This is a genomic window from Paramagnetospirillum sp. (assembly GCF_058402745.1).
This window is the reverse complement of record NZ_JBZVFI010000017.1, coordinates 332,217-355,467: the sequence shown is the minus strand read 5'-3', so window position 1 is coordinate 355,467 and position 23,251 is coordinate 332,217. Positions and strand designations below refer to the sequence as shown.

General features: G+C 68.5%; 20 protein-coding genes and 1 pseudogene. 4 read left to right on the top strand and 17 right to left on the bottom strand.

What is annotated here, in order from left to right:
- Window positions 1–5 precede the first annotated feature (5 nt).
- Window positions 6–994 (top strand): annotated as a pseudogene (gene meaB, locus ACV4UZ_RS15965) (methylmalonyl Co-A mutase-associated GTPase MeaB).
- A gap of 77 nt (window positions 995–1,071) precedes the next feature.
- On the top strand, window positions 1,072–1,638 hold the full coding sequence (locus ACV4UZ_RS15960; RefSeq protein WP_491601777.1) for a protein phosphatase CheZ: 567 nt from the start codon (window positions 1,072–1,074) through the stop codon (window positions 1,636–1,638).
- A 15-nt stretch (window positions 1,639–1,653) separates the two neighbouring features.
- On the opposite strand, the gene ACV4UZ_RS15955 is transcribed toward ACV4UZ_RS15960, so the two are convergent.
- The 4 genes from ACV4UZ_RS15955 to ACV4UZ_RS15940 form a co-directional block, all read right to left on the bottom strand.
- Window positions 1,654–2,241, bottom strand: coding sequence for a potassium transporter TrkG (locus ACV4UZ_RS15955; protein WP_491601776.1), 588 nt, complete (start codon window positions 2,239–2,241; stop codon window positions 1,654–1,656).
- Window positions 2,184–3,101, bottom strand: a complete 918-nt coding sequence (locus ACV4UZ_RS15950) for a potassium transporter TrkG (protein ID WP_491601775.1) — start codon at window positions 3,099–3,101, stop codon at window positions 2,184–2,186. The genes ACV4UZ_RS15955 and ACV4UZ_RS15950 overlap by 58 nt, the downstream gene beginning before the upstream one ends.
- A gap of 7 nt (window positions 3,102–3,108) precedes the next feature.
- Window positions 3,109–4,557: a TrkH family potassium uptake protein gene (locus ACV4UZ_RS15945; protein ID WP_491601774.1), complete on the bottom strand. Its 1,449-nt coding sequence runs from the start codon at window positions 4,555–4,557 to the stop codon at window positions 3,109–3,111.
- Between the two features lie 149 nt (window positions 4,558–4,706).
- Window positions 4,707–6,089: a leucyl aminopeptidase family protein gene (locus ACV4UZ_RS15940; protein WP_491601773.1), complete on the bottom strand. Its 1,383-nt coding sequence runs from the start codon at window positions 6,087–6,089 to the stop codon at window positions 4,707–4,709.
- An 80-nt stretch (window positions 6,090–6,169) separates the two neighbouring features.
- On the opposite strand from ACV4UZ_RS15940, the gene ACV4UZ_RS15935 reads away from it, so the two are divergent.
- A complete protein-coding gene (locus ACV4UZ_RS15935) occupies window positions 6,170–6,796 on the top strand; it encodes a glutathione S-transferase family protein (protein ID WP_491601772.1) in 627 nt (208 codons plus the stop codon).
- 78 nt (window positions 6,797–6,874) lie between these two features.
- On the opposite strand, the gene recR is transcribed toward ACV4UZ_RS15935, so the two are convergent.
- The 4 genes from recR to ACV4UZ_RS15915 form a co-directional block, all read right to left on the bottom strand.
- Window positions 6,875–7,468, bottom strand: a complete 594-nt coding sequence (recR, locus tag ACV4UZ_RS15930; protein ID WP_491601771.1) for a recombination mediator RecR — start codon at window positions 7,466–7,468, stop codon at window positions 6,875–6,877.
- 24 nt (window positions 7,469–7,492) lie between these two features.
- The gene (locus tag ACV4UZ_RS15925; RefSeq protein WP_068428657.1) at window positions 7,493–7,816 is read right to left on the bottom strand and encodes a YbaB/EbfC family nucleoid-associated protein; all 324 of its coding nucleotides are present in this window, start codon (window positions 7,814–7,816) and stop codon (window positions 7,493–7,495) included.
- A complete protein-coding gene (locus tag ACV4UZ_RS15920; protein ID WP_491601770.1) occupies window positions 7,813–9,609 on the bottom strand; it encodes a DNA polymerase III subunit gamma/tau in 1,797 nt (598 codons plus the stop codon). The genes ACV4UZ_RS15925 and ACV4UZ_RS15920 overlap by 4 nt, the downstream gene beginning before the upstream one ends.
- A 157-nt stretch (window positions 9,610–9,766) precedes the next feature.
- On the bottom strand, window positions 9,767–10,792 hold the full coding sequence (locus tag ACV4UZ_RS15915) for a TAXI family TRAP transporter solute-binding subunit (protein ID WP_491601769.1): 1,026 nt from the start codon (window positions 10,790–10,792) through the stop codon (window positions 9,767–9,769).
- A 171-nt stretch (window positions 10,793–10,963) separates the two neighbouring features.
- Between ACV4UZ_RS15915 and ACV4UZ_RS15910 the strand changes: the two genes are divergently transcribed.
- On the top strand, window positions 10,964–11,995 hold the full coding sequence (locus tag ACV4UZ_RS15910; RefSeq protein WP_491601768.1) for a hypothetical protein: 1,032 nt from the start codon (window positions 10,964–10,966) through the stop codon (window positions 11,993–11,995).
- A 452-nt stretch (window positions 11,996–12,447) separates the two neighbouring features.
- On the opposite strand, the gene ACV4UZ_RS15905 is transcribed toward ACV4UZ_RS15910, so the two are convergent.
- From ACV4UZ_RS15905 to ACV4UZ_RS15865, 9 genes are all read right to left on the bottom strand, one after another.
- Complete coding sequence (locus ACV4UZ_RS15905) at window positions 12,448–12,819, bottom strand: response regulator (protein ID WP_491601767.1); 372 nt, start codon at window positions 12,817–12,819, stop codon at window positions 12,448–12,450.
- A gap of 20 nt (window positions 12,820–12,839) precedes the next feature.
- The gene (locus ACV4UZ_RS15900; RefSeq protein ID WP_491601766.1) at window positions 12,840–15,944 is read right to left on the bottom strand and encodes an EAL domain-containing protein; all 3,105 of its coding nucleotides are present in this window, start codon (window positions 15,942–15,944) and stop codon (window positions 12,840–12,842) included.
- A gap of 67 nt (window positions 15,945–16,011) precedes the next feature.
- Entirely contained in the window at window positions 16,012–17,271 is a 1,260-nt protein-coding gene (locus ACV4UZ_RS15895) for a NupC/NupG family nucleoside CNT transporter (protein ID WP_491601765.1), read from the bottom strand.
- Window positions 17,250–18,350, bottom strand: coding sequence for a hypothetical protein (locus ACV4UZ_RS15890; protein ID WP_491601764.1), 1,101 nt, complete (start codon window positions 18,348–18,350; stop codon window positions 17,250–17,252). Before ACV4UZ_RS15890 ends, ACV4UZ_RS15895 begins: the two co-directional genes overlap by 22 nt.
- Window positions 18,351–18,384: 34 nt before the next feature.
- Window positions 18,385–19,326: an SAM-dependent methyltransferase gene (locus tag ACV4UZ_RS15885; protein ID WP_491601763.1), complete on the bottom strand. Its 942-nt coding sequence runs from the start codon at window positions 19,324–19,326 to the stop codon at window positions 18,385–18,387.
- A gap of 127 nt (window positions 19,327–19,453) precedes the next feature.
- The gene (locus ACV4UZ_RS15880) at window positions 19,454–20,323 is read right to left on the bottom strand and encodes a lysophospholipid acyltransferase family protein (RefSeq protein ID WP_491601762.1); all 870 of its coding nucleotides are present in this window, start codon (window positions 20,321–20,323) and stop codon (window positions 19,454–19,456) included.
- A complete protein-coding gene (gene lpxK, locus ACV4UZ_RS15875) occupies window positions 20,320–21,297 on the bottom strand; it encodes a tetraacyldisaccharide 4'-kinase (protein WP_491601761.1) in 978 nt (325 codons plus the stop codon). The genes ACV4UZ_RS15880 and lpxK overlap by 4 nt, the downstream gene beginning before the upstream one ends.
- Window positions 21,284–22,558, bottom strand: coding sequence for a 3-deoxy-D-manno-octulosonic acid transferase (locus ACV4UZ_RS15870; RefSeq protein ID WP_491601760.1), 1,275 nt, complete (start codon window positions 22,556–22,558; stop codon window positions 21,284–21,286). Before ACV4UZ_RS15870 ends, lpxK begins: the two co-directional genes overlap by 14 nt.
- Window positions 22,555–23,250, bottom strand: a complete 696-nt coding sequence (locus ACV4UZ_RS15865) for a lysophospholipid acyltransferase family protein (RefSeq protein WP_491601759.1) — start codon at window positions 23,248–23,250, stop codon at window positions 22,555–22,557. Before ACV4UZ_RS15865 ends, ACV4UZ_RS15870 begins: the two co-directional genes overlap by 4 nt.
- Window position 23,251: the final 1 nt, after the last annotated feature.

Here is a 23,251-nt window from a genome sequence, read left to right as displayed (position 1 = left end):
TTAACGTGACCATTTCCCCCGATCCCAAAGCCCTCGCCGAGGGCGTCCTGGCCGGCGAGCGCCGCGCCCTGGCCCGCGCCATCACCCTGATCGAATCCACCCGTCCCGACCACCGCGAGGCGGCCGAGGCGCTGATGCATGAATTGCTGCCCCATACCGGCCGCTCGGTGCGGGTCGGCATCACCGGCGTGCCGGGGGCGGGCAAGAGCACCTTCATCGAAAGCTTCGGCCTGCACGTGCTGGAGATGGGCAAGAAGCCGGCGGTGTTGGCGGTGGACCCGTCTTCGCCCCGCTCCGGCGGCTCGATTCTCGGCGACAAGACCCGCATGGAGGAGCTGTCCCGCGATGCCCGCGCCTTCATCCGTCCCAGCCCGTCGGGCTGCACGCTGGGCGGTGGCGCGCCGCACGCGTGAAGCCATGCTGGTCTGCGAGGCGGCGGGCTTCGACGTCATCGTGGTCGAGACGGTGGGTGTCGGCCAATCCGAGTACGGCGGTGGCCGAGATGGTGGAGATGTCCCTGCTGGTCCTGGTCCCCGGCGGCGGCGACGAACTGCAGGGCATCAAGAAGGGCATCGTCGAGCTGGCCGACGCCATCATCGTCAACAAGGCCGACGGCGACCTGGCCGCGGCCGCCGCCCGCGCGGCGCGCGACTACAAGAACGCGCTGCACCTGCTGGCCCCGGCCTCGCCCCATTGGACCGTGCCGGTGCTGACCTGCTCGGCCCTGGCGCGTTCCGGCATCGACGAGGTGTGGGCGACCATCGACAGCTATCGCGCCACCATGGACAAGGCCGGCGCCCTGGCCGCGCGCCGCGCCGAGCAGGCTCACGCCTGGATGTGGAACGAGGTGTCCGAGACCCTGCTGCAGGCGCTGCGCGACGATCCCCAGGTGGAAATGCTGCTGCCCGAGATGGAACGCGGCGTCGCCGCCGGCCGCATGGCGCCGGGGGCGGCGGCCCGGGCGCTGGTGCGGACTTTCCGGGGGAAGCACTGAACGGCCGGATGCCCCTTGGCGTATTCCTGATAATCAGGCTATCCTCTGACCTCGAGTATGCAGGCAACGGGACGAACATGCGGACACCGATAACCGAAAGCGGCCTTCTCAAGCGCGAATTGGTGGGGCTGTTCGGACATCTCCAGAAGATCCGTACCGAGTTGGCCGCGCTCAATCCGCCCGGTGCCACCGACCATTTCGGCAGCATGTCCGAACAGCTGGACGCCATCGTCGGCGCCACGGAAAGCGCCACCAACACCATCATGGAAAGCATGGAAAGCATCAGCGAGCTGATGTGCGAGGCGCGGGCCATCGGCGTCGACAATCAGCCGCTGACCCAGATCTTCGACAAGGTGGAGGACCGGGTCAACCAGGTGTTCGAGGCCTGCTCGTTCCAGGACATCACCGGCCAGCGCATTTCCAAGATCGTCAACTCCATGAAGTTCGTCGAGGACCGGATCAAGGCCGTCATCCTGACCTGGGGCAAGGACGAGCTGACCAAGGTGGTGGTCGAGATCAAGAAGGAAGAGACCGATCCCGACAAGGCCCTGCTGCACGGGCCGCAATTGCCCGGCCAGGGCGTCTCCCAGGCCGACGTGGACCGCATGCTGGGCCAGGACGCCATCGACAAGCTGTTCGGCTGAGGCTTTCTTCCGAGTTCACTGCCGCCAGAACGCCGGCACGAACAGCACCAGCACGGTGAACACTTCCAGCCGCCCGGTCAGCATGCCCAGCGACAGCAGCCACTTGGCCAGGTCGGGCAGTCCGGCATAGGACCCGCCGGGCCCGATCTCCGGCCCCAGGCCCGGCCCCAGGTTGGCCAGGGCCGAGGCCGCCCCCGACACCGCCGTGACGAAGTCGAGGCCGAGGAAGGCCAGCGACATGGCCAGCATGGCGAAGCTCAGCGCATAGACGAACAGGAAGCCCATCACCGAGCCCAGGACTTCCTCGGGAATGGGACGGCGGTTGAAGCTGGCGATCAGCACCGCGTGCGGGCGCAGCAGGCGGCGGATCTGCATCAGGGCGTCGGCGAACAGGAACTGGAAGCGGAAGACCTTGATGCCGCCGCTGGTCGAACCGGCGCAGCCTCCCACGAAGGCCAGGAAGAACAGGATGGCGGCCGGCATGCCGCCCCAAGTGCCGTATTCCAGGGTGAAATGGCCGGTGCCGGTCATCACCGAGACCACGGTCAGCGCGCCGTGGCGGGCGGCGTCCAGCGGCGCCAGCCCCGGCTGGTCATCAGCCACGCCGTCACCCCCACGGTGCCGAGCAGCAGCAGGGCGAAATACCAGCGCAACTGGTGGTCGCGGGCCACGATCTTGCGGTTGCCGCGCAGGACGTGGAAGAACAGCAGGAACGGCATGCCGCCCAGCACCATGCCCAGCGTGATCAGCAAGGTGATGGCGGTGCTGTCGAAATGGCCGATGGAGGCGTCGGAGGTGGAGGCGCCGGAGGTGGAAATGGTGCCCATGGCGTGGACCAGCGCCTCGAAGCCGCTCATCCCCGCCAGCCACAGGGCCAGGGCCAGCAGGGCGGTGGCGCCGCAATAGCCGGCCAGGATGGAAAGCGCGATGCGCTTGCCGCGCGAGGTGGCGCGCTCGGCCGGGCCGGGGACCTCCATGCGGAACATCTGCATGCCGCCCACCGCCAGGTCGGGCAGCACGGTGATGGCCAGCGCGATGACGCCGATGCCCCCCAGCCAGCCCAGCACGGCCCGCCACAGCAGCAGGCCGCGCGGCAGGGCGTCCAGTCCGCGGATCACCGTGGCGCTGGTGGAGGTCAGGCCCGCCATGGCCTCGAACACCGCATCGGTGACCGACAATTGCAGCGGGCCGTAGACCAGGGGCAGGGCCGCGAACAGGGCGGGGACGGCGAAGCCGAAGGTGGCGATCAGATAGGTCTGGCGCACGCTGCGTCGCCGGTGGGGAGTCCGCGTGCCCAGCATCAGGGCCAGGCCGAAGAACAGGGTCAGTCCCGACGAGGTGGCGAACACCCGCCATTCCTCGTGCCCGTCGCGGAAATCGATGATGGCCGGCAGCCACATGGCGGCGGCCAGGACGCAGACCAGGGCGCCGATGGAGGAGAGAACGGGGCGAAGATCGAACATGGCGCCCTCACTCCCGCCAATAGCTGCGCGAGAACAGCACCGCCACGGTGAACAGCTCCAGGCGGCCCAGCATCATTTCGGCGGCCAGGATCCATTTGGCGGCGTCGGGCAGGGGGCGGTAGCTGCCGAAGGGACCGATCACCTCGCCGATTCCCGGGCCGGCATTGGCCAGGGCGGCGGCCGAGCCCGACAGCGCCGTCAGGAAGTCCACGCCCACCATGCTGAGAGCCAGGGCGAACAGGGCGAAGGTGAAGAAGTACATCACCACGAAGCCCTGCACCGAATCGAGCACGGCCGGCGCGATGGGCCGCTGGTTGTAGTGGATGACGAAGACGCCGTGGGGGTGCAGCAGGCGCTTCAGGTGGATGCCGGCCAGGGCGAACAGCAATTCCCAGCGGAAGATCTTGACGCCGCCGGCGGTGGAACCGGTGCAGCCGCCGATGAACACCAGGATGAAGAACACCACGTGGGCGAAGCCGCCCCAGGCGCCGTAATCGGTGGAGACGAAGCCGGTGGTGGTGACGGTGGACACCACGTTGAAGGCGGCATGGCGGATGGCTATCCCCAGGCTCATGTCGTTGACCGCCCATTGCCACAGCGCCATCACGCCGGCGGCGGTGCCGATGAACATCAGGTACCAGTGGGCCTGGGCGTCGTCGACGATGCGCGGGCGGCCCCGGCGCCAGGGGCCGGTCCACAGCACGAAGCTGGAGCCTCCCACCATCATGGCGAAGATCGCCACCCACTGCACGGCGGTGTTCCAGTGGGCCAGCTTGTGGTCCGAGGTGGAGAAGCCGCCGGTGGAGATGGCGGCCATGGCGTGGCAGATGGCGTCGAACCGGCCCATGCCCGCCGCCCAGAAGGCCAGGGCGGCCAGGGCGGTGAACACTCCATAGACCAGGATGATGGAGGTGGCCACCTGGGTGATGCGCGGCTTGATGGTGTCGGTCTTGTCCGAGGTCTCCATGCGGAACACCTGCATGCCGCCGATGCGCAGCAAGGGCAGGATGGCCACCGCCATGATGATGATGCCGATACCGCCCAGCCAGTTGAGCAGGGCGCGCCAGATCAGGATGCCGCGCGGCGCATGGTCCAGGCCGACGATCACCGTGGCCCCGGTGGTGGTCAGGCCGCTCATGGCTTCGAACACCGCGTCGGTGGGCGACAGGCGCAGATTGGAGAAGGCGAAGGGCAGCGCCGCGAAGGCCGCCGTGCTGATCCAGGCCAGCGTGGTCAGCATGAAGGCCTGGCGCGCCGACAGCGAGGGCCTGCCCTTGGCGCGGGTGCCGAAGACCAGGGCGAGGCCCGCGAAGGCGGTGACCATGGCCGATACCGCGAAGACCTTCCAGTCCACGTCGCCGGCCAGCAGATCGACCACCGCCGGGATGCCCATGGCCAGGGCCAGCACCAGCAGCAGGAAGCCGTTGACGAAGAGAACCGGCCGGATGTCGATCAAGTCATCTGTCCCCTTGGATAGGGATGACTCATGGAAGGATTCGCGGTTCCTGTAAAGGGCTGTCTTGCGTCCGGGCGGATGCGGCCGGGACGGCCGCGCTCCAGGCAATAGCCTTCGCGAGCGGAGCGCGGGCGCCTCGCCCGCCGGCGTTACGCGAACCGCTGGGCGATGGTGGCGAACAGGGCGCCAAGCGCCAGGGCCTCGCCGCCCTCGGGCCGGCCGGGCCGCGACGCGCCGTTCCAGGCCATGATGTCCAGATGGGCCCAGGCGATGTCGGGCTCGATGAATTCCTGCAGGAACAGGGCGGCGGTGATGGCCCCGGCATGGGGGGAATCCGTGGCGTTGCAGAGGTCCGCCACCTTGGACTCGATCATGCGGCGATAGGGCTTGTGGAGCGGCAGCCGCCACAGGGGCTCGCCCTCGGCCTCGCCGTTCCTCAGCAGGTCGGCGGCCAGCAGGTCGTTGTTGCTGAACAGGGCCGGCAGGTCGGTGCCCAGCGCGCTGCGCGCCGCGCCGGTCAGGGTGGCGATGTCGATCAGCAAGGCGGGCTTCTCGGCGGCCGCCTCGGCCAGGGCGTCGGCGAGGATCAGACGGCCCTCGGCGTCGGTGTTGCCCACCTCCACCGTCAGGCCCTTGCGGGTGGCCAGCACGTCCAGCGGCCGCATGGAATCCCCCGACACCGAGTTCTCCACCGCCGGGATCAGCACGCGCAGCCGCAGCTTCAGCCCGGCTCCCATGATCATGGAGGCCAGACCCAGGACATGGGCGGCCCCGCCCATGTCCTTCTTCATCAGCTTCATGTTCGACGACGGCTTCAGGTCCAGCCCGCCGGTGTCGAAGCATACCCCCTTGCCCACCAGGGTGACCTTGGGGGCGCGCTCGTCGCCCCAGCGCAAATCGATCAGGCGAGGGCGGCGGTTGGAGGCCGCGCCGCGTCCCACCGCGTGGATGGCGGGGTAGTTCTCGGCCAGCAGCCCGTCGCCGACGATCACCCGGCACTTGGCGCCGAAGCGCGCCGCCAGGGCGTCGGCGGCGGCGGCCAGTTCCGCCGGCCCCATGTCGGAGGCCGGAATGTTGATCAGGTCGCGCACCAGGGTGACGGCCTCGACGCCGCGTTCCACCCGGGCGCGGTCGGCGCCCTCGGGCCAGACCAGACGGGGCAGGTCCTTGCCCTTGCGCGCCTTGTAGCGATCGAAGGAATAGGCGGAAAGCGCCCAGGACAGGGCGGCCCGCTCGGCCTGGGGCGCCGCCGGGGCGGAGGCCAGACGGTAGGCGCGGGCGGGCAGCTTGGGCGGGAAATGGGCGAAGGCCCAGGGGTCGTCCTCGTCGGGCAGCCCGGCCAGCACTCCGGCCAGGGCGCCATCCTCGCCGGGCAGCAGGCAGATGGCGCCCGCCTCGGCCTTGAAGCCGGTCTGCTCCACCCACCGACGCACGGATGGGGGCTGGCGGTCCAGCCACCCCGCCAGTTCGCTCTTGCGCAGGGCGATCAGATCCGTCGCCGTTCCGTCGGCCTCGACCAGTTGCTCCAGCACCCGTCTCTCCCTAATTCCCTATTGAAGGCACCCGTGGCTTGCTCCCATGATCGGCGACCATCCATGGTTTGGGAAGCGTCATGTCACTCACCCTCGTCGTCGGTACCAAGCGTTGGTCCTCGTGGTCGCTGCGGCCCTACCTGTCCCTGGCGGCCACCGGCGCGCCCTTCCGCGAGGTGCTGATCGAACTGCGCCAGCCCGACACCAAGGAGAAGATTCTCCAATGGTCGCCGTCGGGCAAGATCCCCATGCTGGAGGACGGCGGCCTCAAGGTCTGGGACTCGCTTGCCATCTGCGAATACCTGGCCGAACGCTTCCCCGAGGCCAAATTATGGCCGGAAAGCCGCGAGGCCCGCGCCCATGCCCGCTCCATCTCGGCGGAGATGCATTCCGGTTTCGTCCCGCTGCGCTCCACCTGCCCCATGGATGTGGTGGAGAATCAGGTTCTGGCCGAGATTCCCGACGACGTTCGGGGTGACGTGGCCCGCATCGACGCCATCTGGACCGATTGCCGCGCCCGTTTCGGCCAGGACGGCCCCTTCCTGTTCGGGGCCTTCACCAACGCCGATGCCATGTACGCCCCCGTGGTGACCCGCATCCGCACCTACACCCTGCCGGTGGGGCCGGTGGCCAGCGCCTATTGCGACGCGGTCATGGCTCTCCCGGCCATGGTGAGGTGGATCGGGGACGCCAAGGCGGTGGGGTAAATTCTCCGCCGGTTCGCGGCCGGGACGGCCGCGCTCCATGACATATTGGAGCGCGGGCATCCTGCCCGCATGGAGGGGTCAGAATACCCGCCGCGCCCTGAGCGCCGCGGTGATGGTGCCGTCGTCCAGGTGGTCCAGTTCGCCGCCCACCGGCACGCCGTGGGCAAGGCCCGAGACGGTGACGTTGCACTGGGCCAGGCGTTCCGCCACGTAATGGGCGGTGGTCTGGCCCTCCACCGTGGCGGGGGTGGCGAGGATCACCTCGGTGACGGCGGGATCGAGGGCGCGGGCCACCAGGGAGTCGATGCCCAGATCGTCGGGACCGATGCCGTCCAGCGCCGACAGCAATCCGCCGAGGACGGCATAGCGGCCCTTGAAGCTGCCGGTGCGCTCCATGGCCCACAGCCCGGCCACGTCCTCGACCACGCAGAGCAGCGCCGGGTCACGGCGGTGATCGGCGCAGATGGCGCAGGGGTCGATGGTGTCGAAATTGCCGCAGACCGAGCAGGTGCGCACCTTGGCGGCGGCCTCGGCCATGGCCTGGCCGAGCGGCACCAGCAGGGTTTCGCGCTTCTCCACCAGCCGCAACGCGGCGCGGCGCGCCGAGCGCGGCCCCAGTCCCGGCAACCGCGAAAGGAGTTGTATCAGGCGCTCGATCTCGGGGCCGACCATTCCGGAGGCGGACCTGTTCCGGGATCAGAACGGCAGCTTGAAGCCGGGCGGCAGGTTGAGCCCGCCGGTCAGCTTGGCCATCTCGTCGGCCATGGCGGTCTCGGCCTTGGTCTTGGCGTCGTTGAAGGCGGCCAGGATCAGGTCCTCCAGCACCTCGACGTCGCTGGGGTCCACCAGGGACGGGTCGATCTTGACCTTCTTCAGCTCGTACTTGCCGTTCAGCGTCACCTGCAGCATGCCGGCCCCGGCCGAGCCGGTGACCTCCATCTCGGCCATGGTGGCCTGCATCTCGGCCATCTTGGACTGCATCTGCTGGGCCTGCTTCATCAGGTTGCCAAGGTTCTTCATAGATCTTCCTCTCCAGGAATCAGTTCATCGTCGGTGATGGCCTCGGGATCCTCCACCGGCGCGGGGGCGGGCAGATCCTCGTCGGTGCCCAGGTCGCGCACCGCCTCGATGGTGGCGCCGGGGAAGGCGGCCAGCACCGCCTTGACCAGCGGGTGCTCGGCGGCGTCGGCGCGGCGGCGCAGTTCGGCCGAGGCCTCCTGCTCGGCCAGGGTCGGCTGGGCCGGGTCGGTGGAGTTGACCGACACCGTCCAGCGCCGGCCGGTCCATTCCGACAGCAGGCGCGCGGTCTTGGGTGCGAGGTCGGAGCCGGCGGTGCCGTTCTGCCGCCACTCGATGCGGCCGGCGGCGAACGAGACCAGATTGACCTGGGTCCGCAGCTGCACGGCGATCAGGCCTTCACGCCGCTCGGAGAACAGCGCCACCACGGCGGCGAAATCGGCGGGCATGGCGGGCAGCGCCACCGTCTCGGCGGCGGGCGCCGGCTGGAGCTTCAGCGCGGTGGCGGGACCATGCACCGGGCCGCCGCCCACATGATGGCCGGACACCGCGTCGGCTCCGCCCCCGCCAAAGCCACCGCCTCCTCCGCCACCACCGCCGGGGCCGCGCGGAGCGGGGGGCGGGGGCGGATTGGCGCGCAATTGCTCGACCAGCTCGGCCGGACTGGGCAACTCGGCGGCATAGGCCAGGCGCACCACCGCCATCTCGGCGGCCTGCAGCGGGTTGGGGGCGCCCCGCGTCTCGCCCAATCCCTTCAGCAGCATCTGCCAGGCGCGGGTGAGGGCCGCCAGCGACAGGGCCTTGGCCATCTCGGCGCCCTTGACCCGCTCGGTCTCGGACGCCCCCAACTGATCGGCGGCGTCGGGGGTGACCTTGAGCCGGGTCAGCCAGTGGACCAGTTCCAGCATGTCCTGCAGCACCACCGCCGGATCGGCGCCGGCGGCGTACTGGTCGGTGATCTGGTCCAGCGCCGTGGGCACGTCGCCCTTCATGACGGCGTCCAAGAGGTCGAAGACCCGGGCGCGGTCGGCGAGGCCCAGCATGTCGCGCACCTGGGCCTCGGAGACCGCGCCGGCCCCGTGGCTGATGGCCTGATCCAGCAGCGACAGGCCGTCGCGCACCGAACCGTCGGCGGCGCGCGCGATCAGCTTGAGCGCCGCCGGTTCGATCTCGGCCTGTTCCTTGGCGGCGATGCCCTCGAAGTGTCGGGCCAGCACCTCCATCTCCACCCGGCGCAGGTCGAAGCGCTGGCAGCGGGACAGGACGGTGACGGGGATCTTGCGGATCTCGGTGGTGGCGAACACGAACTTCACGTGTTCCGGCGGCTCCTCCAGCGTCTTCAGCAGCGCGTTGAACGCCGCCGTGGACAGCATGTGGACCTCGTCGATGATGTAGACCTTGAAGCGCGCCGAGGTGGGGCGGTAGCGCACGCCCTCGATGATCTCGCGGATGTCGTTGACGCCGGTGCGGCTGGCGGCGTCCATCTCCAGGATGTCGACGTGGCGGTCCTCGGCGATGGCGCGGCAATGCTCGCACACGCCGCAGGGATCGATGGTCGGGCCGCCCTTGCCGTCGGGGCCGACGCAGTTGAGCGCCCGGGCGATGATGCGGGCGGTGGTGGTCTTGCCCACGCCGCGCACCCCGGTCAGCACGAAGGCGTGGGCGAGGCGGCCGGTCCGGATGGCGTTGGACAGGGTGCGGACCATGGCCTCCTGCCCGATCAGGCCGGCGAAGTCGGTCGGCCGGTACTTGCGGGCCAGGACGCGGTAGGGCGTGGGGGCGGGGGTCTCGCTCATGGGGGCCAAGATAGTACGGCCTTTCAATTCATGCCAGAGGCGCTGTGGGCTGCCGCCCACCCCCGCTTGGGGCCATGGGCCCCAAACCCCTTGATGAACTCAAATGGGGTCCGGGGCATCGCCCCGGATGGGTTCGGGCGATAGCCCGATACATGCCTCAGTGAGTCACGCCCGCATCGAAATAGTAGGCCGAGGCGCCGCCGTGCAGCTGGATGCCCAGCTTGTCCAGGCCGGCGGCCGACAGGTTGACCAGCTTGCCGCGCGGGTGGCTTTCGGTCAGCAGCTTCTGGGTGCTGGGGTGCCAGAGCGCGCGGGTGACGCCGTAGATCAGCTCGTTGGACCGTTCGGCGCCGGTGACCAGAACCACGCCCACGTCCAGGGTCTTCACCTCGGTTTCGGCGCCCTTGTAGGTCTCGGCCGGAATGGCCGAGGCGGAGAAGAAGGGATAGGTGACCCGCATCTTGTCCGCTTCGGGGCCGGCCAGGGGAACCAGCACGATGTCGGTGCGCTGGGCCAGTTCGGCGATGATGGGCACCGGCACGCCGTCCACCACCAGCATGGCGTCCAGCTGGCCGGCGGCCATGGCATCGGCGGCGGGGCCGGGTTTGAGGAAACTCTGCTTGATCTGGCTTTCGTTGAGGCCGAAGGCGGCCAGCAGCAGGCGGCCGTGGACCAGTTCGCCCGAATCCCTGTCGCCCAGGGACACCCGCTTACCCTTGAGGTCCTTGACCGAGGCGATCTTCGCATCCTTGCGCGCCACCAGGTGCAGGCTTTCGGGGTAGAGCATGGCGATGGCACGCAGGTTCTGCGCCGCGCCCTTGCCCTTGTAGATGCCGGTGCCGTGATAGGCCCAATAGGCGATGTCGGCCTGGACCAGGGCGGCGTCGAGCCTTTTCGCCGCGATGGCCTCGATATTGGCGATGGCGCCGCCGGTGGACTTGGCCACCGCCACCATGCCCGGCACCCCGCACGAGCCGCCCTTGTCGCACTCGCGCGAGCCGGGGGGATTGCTGATGGCGTTGGCGATCAGGCCGCCGAAGGCGAAGCGCGTCTCTCCCGTCGGGCCGGTGCCGATCTGGAAGAAGCGGATGTCCTGCGCCGCCGCCGGCCCGGCCCCAAGGCACAGCAGCACGGCGGCGACACGGATGAAACGGATGGCTCGCTCGGGCATTCTTGCAGGCACGGCAGATTTCCCCCCACGGAAACGACGCATCACGACGGGAAAGAATACACGACAAATATCATCAATTCCTCATGTATGTGACACATCCAAACGGAATTGGACTCATGTTCCCCATTGCGATCGGCGGCAAAGCAGGCACAATAAGCCCTCGGGATGGGGACCGAGAGTAAAATGTCAGACGACGACGGATTGAAGCCAATCAATGACAGCGACATGGATTCCATGTTCGTGCTGCCGTTGTCCATCATCCCCCTCCAGACCCCCGCCCTGCAAAGCGCCAAGCTGATCAAGAACGTGCGGCTCCGGAGCGCGGTCGAGCTGTTCTCCGACGTCCAGACCGGTTCGGGGCAGGTGGACGTGGAATCCCTGCCCGCCATGTTCGGCTGGCCGACCGAGCAGATTCATCCCGATCTCGGCATTCTGCGCCGGCTGGCGCTGCTGCCCAGCTACGACGTCTATTCCCTGCGCATCTCGTTGCGCGAGCACGGCATTCCGGTCAATGACTACGCGGCGTTGAAGCTGTCGCCGGAAAAGGCGGCGGAACTCACCCGCTACATGATCATGTTCACCCGTCCGCTGATGAAGATGATCTATTCGGACGAGGCGGTGGAGATCAACAGCTACGACGACCTGCTGAAGCTGTTCCGCGACCCCGACATCAAGAAGGCCCGCCAGCGCCTCGAGACCATGGCGCAAAGCCTGAACATCGACATCTTCGACGTGCCGCGCTTCCTCGAGGATTACGGCGATACCTTCATGTCGCTGTCCTACTTCCGCCACTGCCTCGACCGGCTGGAGCCCTATTTCACCGCCTGCGTCCAGGCGCTGGCGCCCATCCGTACCCATTTCCAGCTGAAGCAGAACGTCAACCTGATGAAGACCTGCGACATGATCGAGGAGGTGATCAACTCGATCTCGGCCTCGATCTCGGGTCGCCTGGAAGTGTTCGACAAGCGTACCCGCGAGATGTGGGAGAACATCTCCCAGGAGGAGTTCCGCTCGGTCAAGGGAATGATCGAGCGCTACCACGTCACCATCGGCGCCGCCTTGTGCGGCCTGACCGTCAAGATGAGCTCGTTCGCCAAGATGTTTCCCCGCCCCAACTCGGGCGGTCCCATCAAGCGGGCCGATTTCATGATGAGCGAGATGATTCAGGGCATCGACCTGATCAAGGACGTGGAAAAGCAGTTTACCGCGCAGTAGCGTGCCTGGGTGTCATCCTGAGGCAACGCCCACGGGTGTCCGGTTTACTTCAGCCAGCACTGGTCTCTTGCCTTGCCCAGGCTTGGTTTGAGATGGCTCCACCGGAATGGGAATACGGAAAAGCCTCTTCAACCACCAAGACACCAAGGACACCAGGAGGACGGAGCTGATCGCCCCGCCCAACCTCACCGTCATGGCCGGGCATCGTCCCGGCCATCCACGCGGATCCGCTGGAATGCCTCATGAAACAATAGTCCCTGCCGATGGGCGTGGATGCCCGGAACACGTCCGGGCACGACGCACCTGGAATGTCCTCTTGGTGTCTTGGTGGTGAAAAAACCCGTCCGCCAGAACCCAGGCAATTGAACCGGACAGCAGTGGGCAACGCCGAAGGATCTTTCACACACCGCAGGCTGAAAGATGCTTCACTCCGTTCAGCACGACAAAGCCGGCTACTCTCCGCCGCAATAGCGGGCCACTTCGTCCAGCAGCTTGCGGATGGAGATGGGCTTGGTGATCACCTGGTTGAAGCCTTCCTCCAGGAAGCCGGCGACGGAATCGGGGTCGGCGAAGGCGGTGACCGCCACCACCGGCACGCCCTTGGTGCGGTCGTCGGCGCGCAGCTGCTTCAACAGGTCGATGCCGGAATACTTCGGCAGCTGGATGTCCATCAGGATGACGCCCGCGCCGCTGCCGGCGGCCAGGTCCACCAGGCCGTCGCCGTCCGACGACTTGACCGTGGTGTAGCCCGCGATGGTCAGCGCCTGTTCCAGGAGCTTCATGTTCATCGCGTTGTCTTCAACGACGACGACGGTACCGCTCATGACCCGATCCTCTCAGTCATTCAATTCTGTCCCGCCCGCAGCACGGCGAACTTTTCCGGGGTGCGGGGGTGGTAGCCCTTGGCGAAACTGGTGAAGTCGGCGACCGCCATGGGCCGGCCGATCATGTAGCCCTGAATCTCGTCGCAGCCGTGGCGCGCCAGCAGCGCCGCCTGGGTCTCGGTCTCGACGCCCTCGGCGATGGTCTTCAGCGCCAGGGAATGGGCCAGGGAGATGATGGCGTTGACCAGAACGCGGCCGTCCTCGTCCTGGTCCAGGTCGCGCACGAAGGCGCGGTCGATCTTCACGGTGTCCACCGGGAAGCGCTTCAGGTAGGCCAGCGAGGAATAGCCGGTGCCGAAATCGTCGATGGACAGGGTGACGCCCAGCTTGGCCAGCGAGCGCAGCAGCTTCAGCGTGCCCTCGCCGTCGGCCATCAGCATGCTCTCGGTCAGTTCCAGGTCCAGGTCCTTGGCGTTGACCCCGGTCTCGGAGATGCAGTCGGCGACGATGTCGGCCAGATCGGCCTCGCGGAACTGGCGGCCCGAGATGTTGACGCCCAGGCGCAGGCTCTCGATGCCGGAATCGTTCCACAGGCGCAGCTGGGTACAGGCCTGGCGCAGCACCCAGCTGCCCATGGGGACGATCAGGCCGGTTTCCTCGGCGACGGGGATGAACTTGTCCGGGGTGATGATGCCCAGTTCGGGATGGCGCCAGCGGATCAGCGCCTCGGCCCCGATCAGGGCGTAATCGGACAGGCGGACCTGGGGCTGGTAGAACAGCTCGAACTGGCCGGCGCGCAGCGCGTCCTTGATGGAGCGCTCCAGCGTCATGCGCTCGGTCACCGCGAAGGACATGGCGGCGTCGAAATAGCCCTTGCGCTGGTCGGTGCGGCGCTTGACGTTGTGCAGCGCCATCTCGGCGTTGCGCAGCAGGTCCAGCGCGTCGTCGCCGTCCCTGGGGAACACCGACACGCCCATGTCCACCGGCACCACCGTGTCGGTGCCGTGAATGGTGTAGGGCTTGTTGAGGATGTCGTGGATGTGGTCCACCTGGGCGGTGATCTCGTCCATGCCGCGCGCCTGGGCGACCACCACGGCGAATTCGTCGCCGGCCAGACGGGCGGCGGTGCCGCCGGCCTGGACCGCCTGGGCCAGGCGGCGCGCCGTCTCGCGCAGCAGCGCGTTGCCCACGTCGTGGCCCATGGAATCGTTGATGGTGGTGAAGCCGTCCAGATCGACGGTGATGATGGCCACCAGCAGCCCGGCGTTGCGGGCCATGGCGATGGCCTGGCCCAGCCGGTCGGTCAGCAGGGTACGGTTGGGCAGGTCGGTGAGCGGGTCGTGGTTGGCCAGATAGGCCACCCTTTGCGCCAGCTGCTTGTTCTCGGTGAGGTCGCGGATGGTGCCGGTGAACAGCCGGCGCTTCTCGACGCGCAGTTCCGAGATGGACAGGTGGACGGGGAACAGCGAGCCGTCCTTGCGCTTGCCCATCACCTCGCGCCCGACGCCGATGATGGCGCCGATGCCGGTGGCCAGGTAGTTCCTGATATAGCCGTCATGCTTGCCCGCGTCGGGCTCGGGCATCAGGATCGAGACGTTGGCGCCGATCAGTTCGGACAGGGAATGGCCGAAGATGCGCTCCACCGACAGGTTGGCGTTGAGGATGGTGCCGTCCTCGTCGATGGTGACGATGCCGTCCAGCACCGTGTCCATGATGGCGCGGATGCGGTGTTCGCGCGCCGCCACCGCCCGCATGGCGGCGGTGACCTCGGTGGTGTCGCGCCCCACCACCAGGGTGGCGTTGTGGGCCTCGCGCCGCAGCGGCACCGCCGACAGCTCCACGTCGCGCACCCGTCCGGCGAAGGTCATCACCTTGACCGGCAGGGGGTGGCCCTCCTCGTACAGGGTGTCGAGGCCGCCCTCGAAGATGGCGCGGTAGTCGGGATGGATGAATTCCGAGAAATGCTTGCCTTCGCAGGCGCTGGCCGACGGTGCGCGCAGCATGCCCAGCCCGGCGGCGTTGATGCGTTCGATCACCCCGTCGACGCAGACGCAGATCAGGTCGGGCGACAGCTCCACCAGGTCGCGGTAGGACGCCTGATCCTTCAACAGCGCCGATTCCAGCATGGAAACGTCGGTGATGCGGTCCAGCAGCTTCAGGATCTGGCTGCCGGAATTCAGGATGGAATCGGCGTATTCGCGGTAGCCGGCCTGGGTGAGCGGCCCCAGCATCTCGGCCGAGATCATCTCGGCGAAGCCGATCACGTCGTTCAAGGGCGTGCGGATGTCGCGGCTCATGCGGCCCATGAACTCGGTCTTGGCGCGGTTGGCGAAGTCGGCCTCTTCCTTGGCCTCGGCCAGCTTGGCGGCGGTGGCGCGTTCCGAGGTGATGTCGCGCGAGAACATGGCCAGCCGGTGCTCGCCCGCCTCGATGCCGGCCACCGCCAGCAGGCGGTTGGCGAACCAGTGGATGCCGTCGGTGTCCTCGAACTGGACGGTGCGACCGGTCTCCAGCGCCTCGGTCAGGTAGGAGCGGCGGTGCTCGGCCAGCGCCTCGGGCAGCAGGTCGAAGATGCTCTGGCCGATCAGGGAATCGGGGGGCGCGCTGAGGTACTGCTCCGCCTCGGTGTTGAGCGTCAGGATATGCCCATCGGCATCCAGCAGCATGGCGATGTCGTGGCTGGCGTCCAGCAGGGCCTGGGAGGTGCGGTGCGAGGCCTCCAGCGCCGTCTGGGCCTGCTGGCGCTCGATGGCGTGGCGGATGACGCGGGGCAGCAGGGTCAGGCCGGCATCGGACTTGACCACGTAATCCTGGGCGCCGGCCCGGATGGCTTCCTGGGCGACCCGCTCGTCGTCCAGGCTGGTCAGCACCACCAGCGCCTTGTCGGGAGCCCAGGACTTCAGCCGCACCACCGATTCGATGCCCGACGCGTCGGGCAGGCCGAGATCGGAGAGCACGCAGTCGAAGGCATGGAACGGGGCGTCCTTCAGCGCCTCGCCCAGGGTGGCGCGGCAGGACACCTTCCAGCTGGGCTGGGCATCGGCCAATTCGATCTCGATCAACCTCTGGTCGCCAGGGTTGTCCTCGATGATCAGCAATCGCAAGATGTCGGCACCCGAACTCATGATCAAATGACCATGCAACATCCGTGGCCTATTGTAAACATGCCGCGAATGGCCGGGCCGGGCCGAATCACAGCAGAAGCCCCACCACGGCACCCGTGAGGCAGCTCGCCAAAGTTCCCGCAACGATTGACCGTCCGCCCAGGGCGACGATTTCCGGCCGGCGCTCCGGCGCCATCACCGACAGGCCGGCGATGAGGATGCCGAGCGAGCCGAGATTGGCGAAGCCGCACAACCCGTAGGTCATGATCAGGCGCGAGCGGGGCGACAGGGCGCCGTCGGGCAACTGGGCCAGTTCCAGATAGGCCAGCAGCTCGTTCAGCACCGTCTTGGTTCCCATCAGGGCGCCGGCGGTGACCATCTCGGTCGCCGGAATGCCCATGCTCCACACCACCGGGGCCATGACCCAGCCCAGGGCGCGCTGCAGCGTCAGCGGCGCGCCGGCCACCTCGGGCAGCAGCTTCAGGCCGGCATTGGCCAGGCTGACCAGGGCGACCAGGACCACCAGCATGGCGACGATGCCGACCAGCAGGCGGACGCCGTCCATGGTGCCCCGGACCACCGCGTCCATGGACCCGGCGTAGTGGTGGCCGTCACCCAGCCGGCCGGCGCCGGTATGGGCGGCATCGGGCACCATGATCTTGCCGATCATCAGCCCGGCCGGCACCGAGATCAGCGAGGCGGTCAGCAGGTGGCCGATGGCGTCGGGAATGATGCCGTCCAGGAAGGTGGCGTAGAGCACCATCACGGTGCCGGCGATGGTGGACATGCCCGCCGTCATCACCAGGAACAGCTCGCCCCGGGACAGGAGCGCCATGTAGGGGCGGATCAAGAGCGGCGCCTCGATCATGCCGAGGAAGGCGGTGGCCGAGGCCGACACGCCCACCGCGCCGCCCACGCCCATGGACTTCTCCAGAAGGCGCGAGGCGGCCCGCACCACCACCGGCAGGACGCGCCAGTGATAGAGCAGCGCCGACAGGGCGCTCATCAGCAGCACCAGCGGCAGGGCCTGGAAGGCGAGGATGAAGCCGGACGCCGGATCGGCGGCGGTCCAGGGGGCGGGGCCGCCCCCCACATAGCCGAAGACGAAGCTGGTGCCGGCCCGCGTCGCGGTCTGCAGCGCCGCCACCGCCCGGTCCAGCGCCAGGAACAGCATCTTGGCGGCGGGAACCTTGAGCAGCAGCAGGGCGAGGCCCACCTGTACCGCCAGCCCGGCGGCGATCACCCGCCACGACACCGCCCGGCGGTTCTCCGACAGCAGGAACGCCACCCCGATCAGCAGGGCGATGCCGATGAGGCCCTGGCCGGTCAATGCCGCTTGGCCAGCCACTCGTCCACGGCGGGGACCATGGCCTTGACCGACAGCCCGAAGGCCATCATCAGCTTGTCCTTTTCCTGGGTCATGTGCAGCAGATTGTCCACCACCTTGCGCAGGATGTCCTTGGCGAAGGTGGGGATGGCCAGGATCTCGGGGGCGCGGGGACCGAACCCGGTCTTCAGCGAATGCACCATCACCTCGACCTTGTCGATGTTGAGGCGCTGGATTTCCTGCAGGTTCTCGGCGGCGATGTAGCACAGCATGTCGCCGAAGATCCTGGCCACCGCCTTGTCCAGGGCGGCGCAGACGTTGAAGAACGCCGTGTCGCGGGCGAAGAACTCCCACGCCTTGGGGCCCAGCATCTTGTGGTAGAACTCGTACATGTCGCGGTTCCACACCGAGATGCCGCCGATGGCCTGGGGACGGTCGGCGAGAATGGCGCCGAACTCGGGGCCGACGGTGGCCTTGACCTTCTTCAGCTTGTCGGGCTCGAACCGGGCCACCGCCTCGATATGGGCAATGGTGGGCAGGGCCACGATGTCCTCGCCGATCTCGATGATCTGGGGATAGGAGAGCCGCGAGCGGTAGGTCTCCAGCAGCGGCAGCTGCCAGCCGAAGGCGATGTAGCGCGACAGTTCGCGAATCTTGCGTTCCTCGACCGGGTCGACGGCCTGGCGCTCGATCTGCTCGGTCTTCTTGATCAGGCCGAACATGGAGGTCTTGGTGACGGTCTCGGTGACCGTCTCCATGGGCTTGTCGGCCTCGAAGATCTTCTTGGCGCAGGTGCGGACCAGCAATTGCTGAATCTGGCCCAGGCTGACGCCGCACACCAGGAGGGTGCTTTCGTCCCGGACCGGCTGGTCGCCGTCCTTGGCCTGGACGATGCCATCCACCATCTCGCGGTGGGCCTGAAACGTCTTGATGAAGGCCTGCAGCACGTCGGGGTCCGAGATCACCTGCTGGTAGGTGACCGCGGACTCCACCAGCCCGGCCTGCTGGAAGGTGGCGAGCACCTTCTTCAGACCCTCGATGATCCGCTTCTTGGTTTCGGTATCGATTTCCACCGGCGGCGGAAGCTTGGCGACGGACATGAGGCTCTCGGTCCCGGCAGAATGTTCCCCGAAGCTACTGGTTTACTCCGAAGGACATAGGGAGGCAAGCCGCATCCCCAAGTCGCATCCAGGTCAACTCGTGTTTGTTGTGGGCGAGGTGCAGCAGGCGCGATCCGGGAATGGCGGCGAAGGCCCGCGCGGTGGCGTGGTCGGTGGCGCCCTGGAACTTCAGGGTGCAGATGAAGTTGCGGGCCAGCCCGCTGTCCAGCCAGCGCTCCACCAGCCGCAGCAGGCGTTCGGGATAGCAGATGACGTCCGAGCACAGCCAGTCCACCGGGCCGATCTCGGACGGCTCGATGCCGAAGGCGCTGCCCTGGCGGACCTCCACATTGGCCATGGCGGCGACGTTGGGGGCCAGCGGCGCCTTGTCCACGCTGATCACCCGGGCGCCCGTCGAGGCCAGCACCCAGGTCCAGCCGCCCGGGCAGGCCCCCAGATCGACGCAGGTCTGGCCGGGGCCGGGCATTTCTCCGGCCAGGGTCAGGGCCTCCCACAGCTTGAGATAGGCGCGGCTGGGCGGCGTCTGGCGGTCCTCGACGAAGGTCGCCTCGCCGTTGGGGAAGGGGCTGGAACAGGCGGCGGCGGCCAGCACGCGGCCCTCGTCGATCCAGGTGAACGAGCCCAGCGGCGCGGTGGGGGCGGGCTGGCCGAAGACCAGCGGCCGGGCCGAAACCTTGGGCAGCTTCTCCACCAGCAGGGCGGTGCGGCGGTGCAGGTGGAATTCGTAGGGCCACCAGTTGCGCTGGATGGCCTTCAACGCCTTGGCCGCCTCGCCGATGGAGGCCACTTCCAGTATCCGGGGCTCGTGCCAGATGTTCTGCGCCCAGGCGGCCGGCTTGGCCGGGCCGGGCGACAGCATCAGGCGGCCGAACCGGTCGGTGACCTCGCCCAGTTCGACCCGGAGGTCGTCCTCGAACCCCGGGGCGGCGAGATAGGCGGTGAACCCGCCGCTCATGGCCGCTCCCCCGGACTGTCATCCTCAGCGCAGCGAAGGATCTCCGCTTGAGCCGGTGGTGCCGGTTCTGTCCCGCCATGCCAGGACGAGATCCCTCGCCTCGCTCGGGATGACATGATGGAGGACCTCATTCCGGCCAGCGCCGGTGGACCCACAGCCATTGCTCGGGCCGTTGGCGAATCCACTCCTCCAGCAGGGCGTTGATGCGGACCAGGAGCAGGCGGTTGTCCTCGTGGTTGTCGCTGGTATGGGGAAAGTCCATGGGGGGCAGGACGGTGACGCGGAAATGGGCGCCCCCCAAGCGCTCCACCCGGGCGGGAACCAGCGGGCATTTGAATTTTGTGGCGAAGGCGGCCTGAGCCGGAGCGGTCATGGCGTCGCGGCCGAAGAAGGGGACGGGGACCCCGTCATTCATCTTCTGGTCCACCAGCATGCCGAGATGGCCGCCCTTCTTCAGGGTGATCAGCGCCTGACGGGCGCCTTCCGGCCCCTTCTGGATCAGAGCGTGGCAGGCGTCGGCGCGCCCCTTGCGGTAGAGCTCCTCCACATGGGGATTGTTGGCGGCGCGGTAGACCAGATTGAGCGGCAGGCCGCGCGCGGCGGCCACCGCGCCGTTGACCTCCCAGTTGCCGATATGGCCGGAGATGAAGATTCCGGCCTGACCGTCGTCGCGCAGCAGGTCGATGTTCTCGCCGCCGATCAGTTCCACCCGCTCGGTGGCGATGCGTTTCAGGTGGGGAAACTCGCCGGCCACCCGGCCGATATTGTCCCACATGGCGCGGATGATGGCCGTGATCTCGGCATCGGTCTTCTCGGGGAAGGCGGATTTGAGGTTCCGGCGCGCCACCCGGTTGACGCCGCCCAGCAGCGGGCCGACGGCGCGGCCCAGCCAGCCGCCCAGCCCCGAGGCGGCATCCAGCGGCAGGGCGGCGAACAGCGCCCACACCGCGCGGGCGCCCAGGGCCTCCAGACGTTGGCGCAGTTCCTTTCTCGTCATGCCCGCACTCCGATCCGGTCGAACAGGGGAGTTAGCAGGGAAGGGTCCTCCCAGTCCAGGGCCACGCTCAGCACGGTGACGCGGGCGCGCAAATCGGCGGGCAGGCGCACCGCGTCCTTGGCGGTGGTGACCGGGACGGCCTCGTTGCTCTCGGCCTCGGCCAGCAGCGCCTCGATGTCGGCGCGGGTGAAGGGGTGGTGGTCGGGAAAGGAATGGTCGGCGGTGAGCCGCGCCCCGCATTGTTTCAAGGTGGCGAAGAACTTCTCGGGCCGGCCGATGCCGGCGAAGGCCACCACCTTGCGTCCCGCCAAACGGGCGCCCTCCGGGCCGGGCACCAGCCGGGCGGCCAGCAGAACCAGATCGTGGGCGCGGGCCGCTTCGGCCAGCCCGCATTTGTCCTCGCCGATCACCACCATGGCGTCGGCGCGGGCCAGGCCCTGGCCGGGGGGCTCGCGACAGGGGCCGGCCGGCATGGTGCGGCCGTTGCCGAAGCCGTATTCGCCGTCCACCACCACCAGCGACAGGTCCTTGGCGATGGAGCCGTTCTGGAAGCCGTCATCCATGATGATCACCTCGGCCCCCATCTGGGCGGCGGCCACCGCTCCGTCGGGACGCCAGCGCGCCACCCAGGTGGGCGCCTCGCGGGCCAGCAGCAGCGCCTCGTCGCCGACCCGGGCGCTGTCATGGCGGTCAAGGTCCACGGCGCGGGGTCCCACCTCGGTGCCGCCATAGCCGCGGGTGAGGAAATGGGGCTTCACCCCGGCGGCGATCAGGCGGCGGGCCAGCGCGATGCCCACCGGCGTCTTGCCGGCGCCGCCGGCGACGATGTTGCCGACGCAGATCACCGGCACGGCGGGGCGGTATTCCTCGGCCCGCTCCAGGTTGCGGCGCACCGCCCAGCCGTAGACCGAGCCCAGCGGAGCCAGCAGGCGGGCGATGGCGTTGTCCTTGTGCCAGAAATCAGGGGCGCGCATGGGCGGCCTCCAGGGGGGCGAGGAAGGGGGCCAGCGCCTCCATCACCTGATCGAGGATGCCGGCCTCGCCCTCGGCCCAGGCCTTGGCCGCAACCCCCGCCGCCTGCAGGGCCAAGGGATCGGCCAGCAGGGCGCGGACGGTCGCCGCCAGTTCGCCCTCGTCCCTGACCCGCAGGGCGGCCCCGGCCGCCAGCATGGCGGGGGCCATGTCGGGGAAATTGTCCATCAGCGGACCGAACAGCACGGCGGCGCCCAGCAGGGCCGGCTCGAACGGGTTCTGTCCGCCGCCGACGCACAGGCTCTTGCCCACGAAGACCGGTCCGCCCAGACGGTAGAACAGCCCCAGTTCGCCCATGGTGTCGGCGACGTAGACCGAGGTTTCCGGCGTGATGGCCTCGCCGGCCGAGCGCAGCGCCACGCGCAGGCCCTGGGCGCGCAATTCGGCCGCCACCTCGGGTCCTCGGGTGTGGTGGCGGGGGATGACCACGCTCAGCAGGCCGGGCATGCCAAGGGCGGCATGCACCCGCCCGGCCAGGACCTCCTCGCCCGGATGGGTGCTGGCCGCCAGCCACACCGGCCGGCCGGCGATGTCGGCCCGCAGGCGCTCCAGCGCGGCCGCGTCGCAGGGCAGGGGCGCCACCGCGTATTTGAGGTTGCCCAGGCAGCGCACGTCGCGCCCGCCCAAGGCCCGGATGCGCCCGGCGTCGGATTCGGTCTGGGCCAGGCAGAGCGCGAAGCCCGACAGCATCTTGTGGATGAAGCCGGGAACCTTCTTCCAGGCGGCGAAGGATCTGGGCGACATGCGGCCCTGGATCAGCACCTGGGGAATGCCCCGGTGGCGGGTCTCGGCCAGCAGGTTGGGCCAGTATTCCGATTCCGCCCACAGGGCCAGATCGGGCCGCCAGTGATTGAGGAACGAGCGCACATAGGCGACGCGGTCCACCGGCACGTATTGGTGAGCCGCGCCCTTGGGCAGCCGCTCGGCCAGCAGCCGGGCCGAGGTGACGGTGCCGGTGGTCATCAGCACGTTCAGGCCCCGGGCCAGCAGGCGGTCGATCAGGGGCAGCATGGACATCGCCTCGCCCACCGAGGCGCCGTGCATCCACACCAAGGGCCCCGGGGGGCGGGGCTGGCCGGGATGGCCCAGGCGCTCAGGAAACCGGGTGGCATCCTCCTTGCCGCGCTGCTTGCGCCGCTCCAGATAGGCGGCGATCAGCGGCCCGCCCAATGTGGTCAGTCCCCGGTACAGGCGGTAGATCATGAGGCCGGCTCCGGCGTGTCCCGGCCCATGCGGGCATCGGCGTCCCGCGTGATGGCGTTGAGGCTGTCCTCCACCGCCCGGCGGGCGGCTTCCATGGCCGTGTCGTCGGCATCCTTGGGGACCAGGATGGGATCGCCCCAGACGAACACCCCGCGCGAGAACGGCCACGCCAATGCGAAGCGGTCCCAGCTGCCCAGCAGCGTGCGGCGGCTGGTGGCGAAGGTGGCGGGCAGGATGGGGACCTGGGCCAGCTTCGCCACCGCCACGATGCCGTCGCTGGCCCGCATGCGCGGCCCCTTGGGGCCATCGGGGGTGATGCCGACGCATTCGCCGGACTTCAGGAATTTCAGCATGGCGCGCAGCGCCGCGCTGCCACCCCGTGTGGTGGAGCCCTGGACGGTGTCGATGCCGAAATGGGACACGGTGCGGGCGATCAGCTGGCCGTCGCGGTGCTGGCTGATCAGCATGTGGATGGGCACGCTTCGCCGCCACGACTTGGGCATCATCAGGATGCGGCCATGCCAGAAGGCCAGGATGAAGGGCTTGCCCTGGTCCCACAGCGCCTGGGCATGGCCGCCGTTGACCACGCTCCAGCGCCCGGTGAGATGGACGAGGCGGATGTAGAGCGAGCCCAGCCAGCACAAGGCCCCGCGCAATCCCTCGCTCTTGCCGATGCGCTTGGCCCAGCTCATG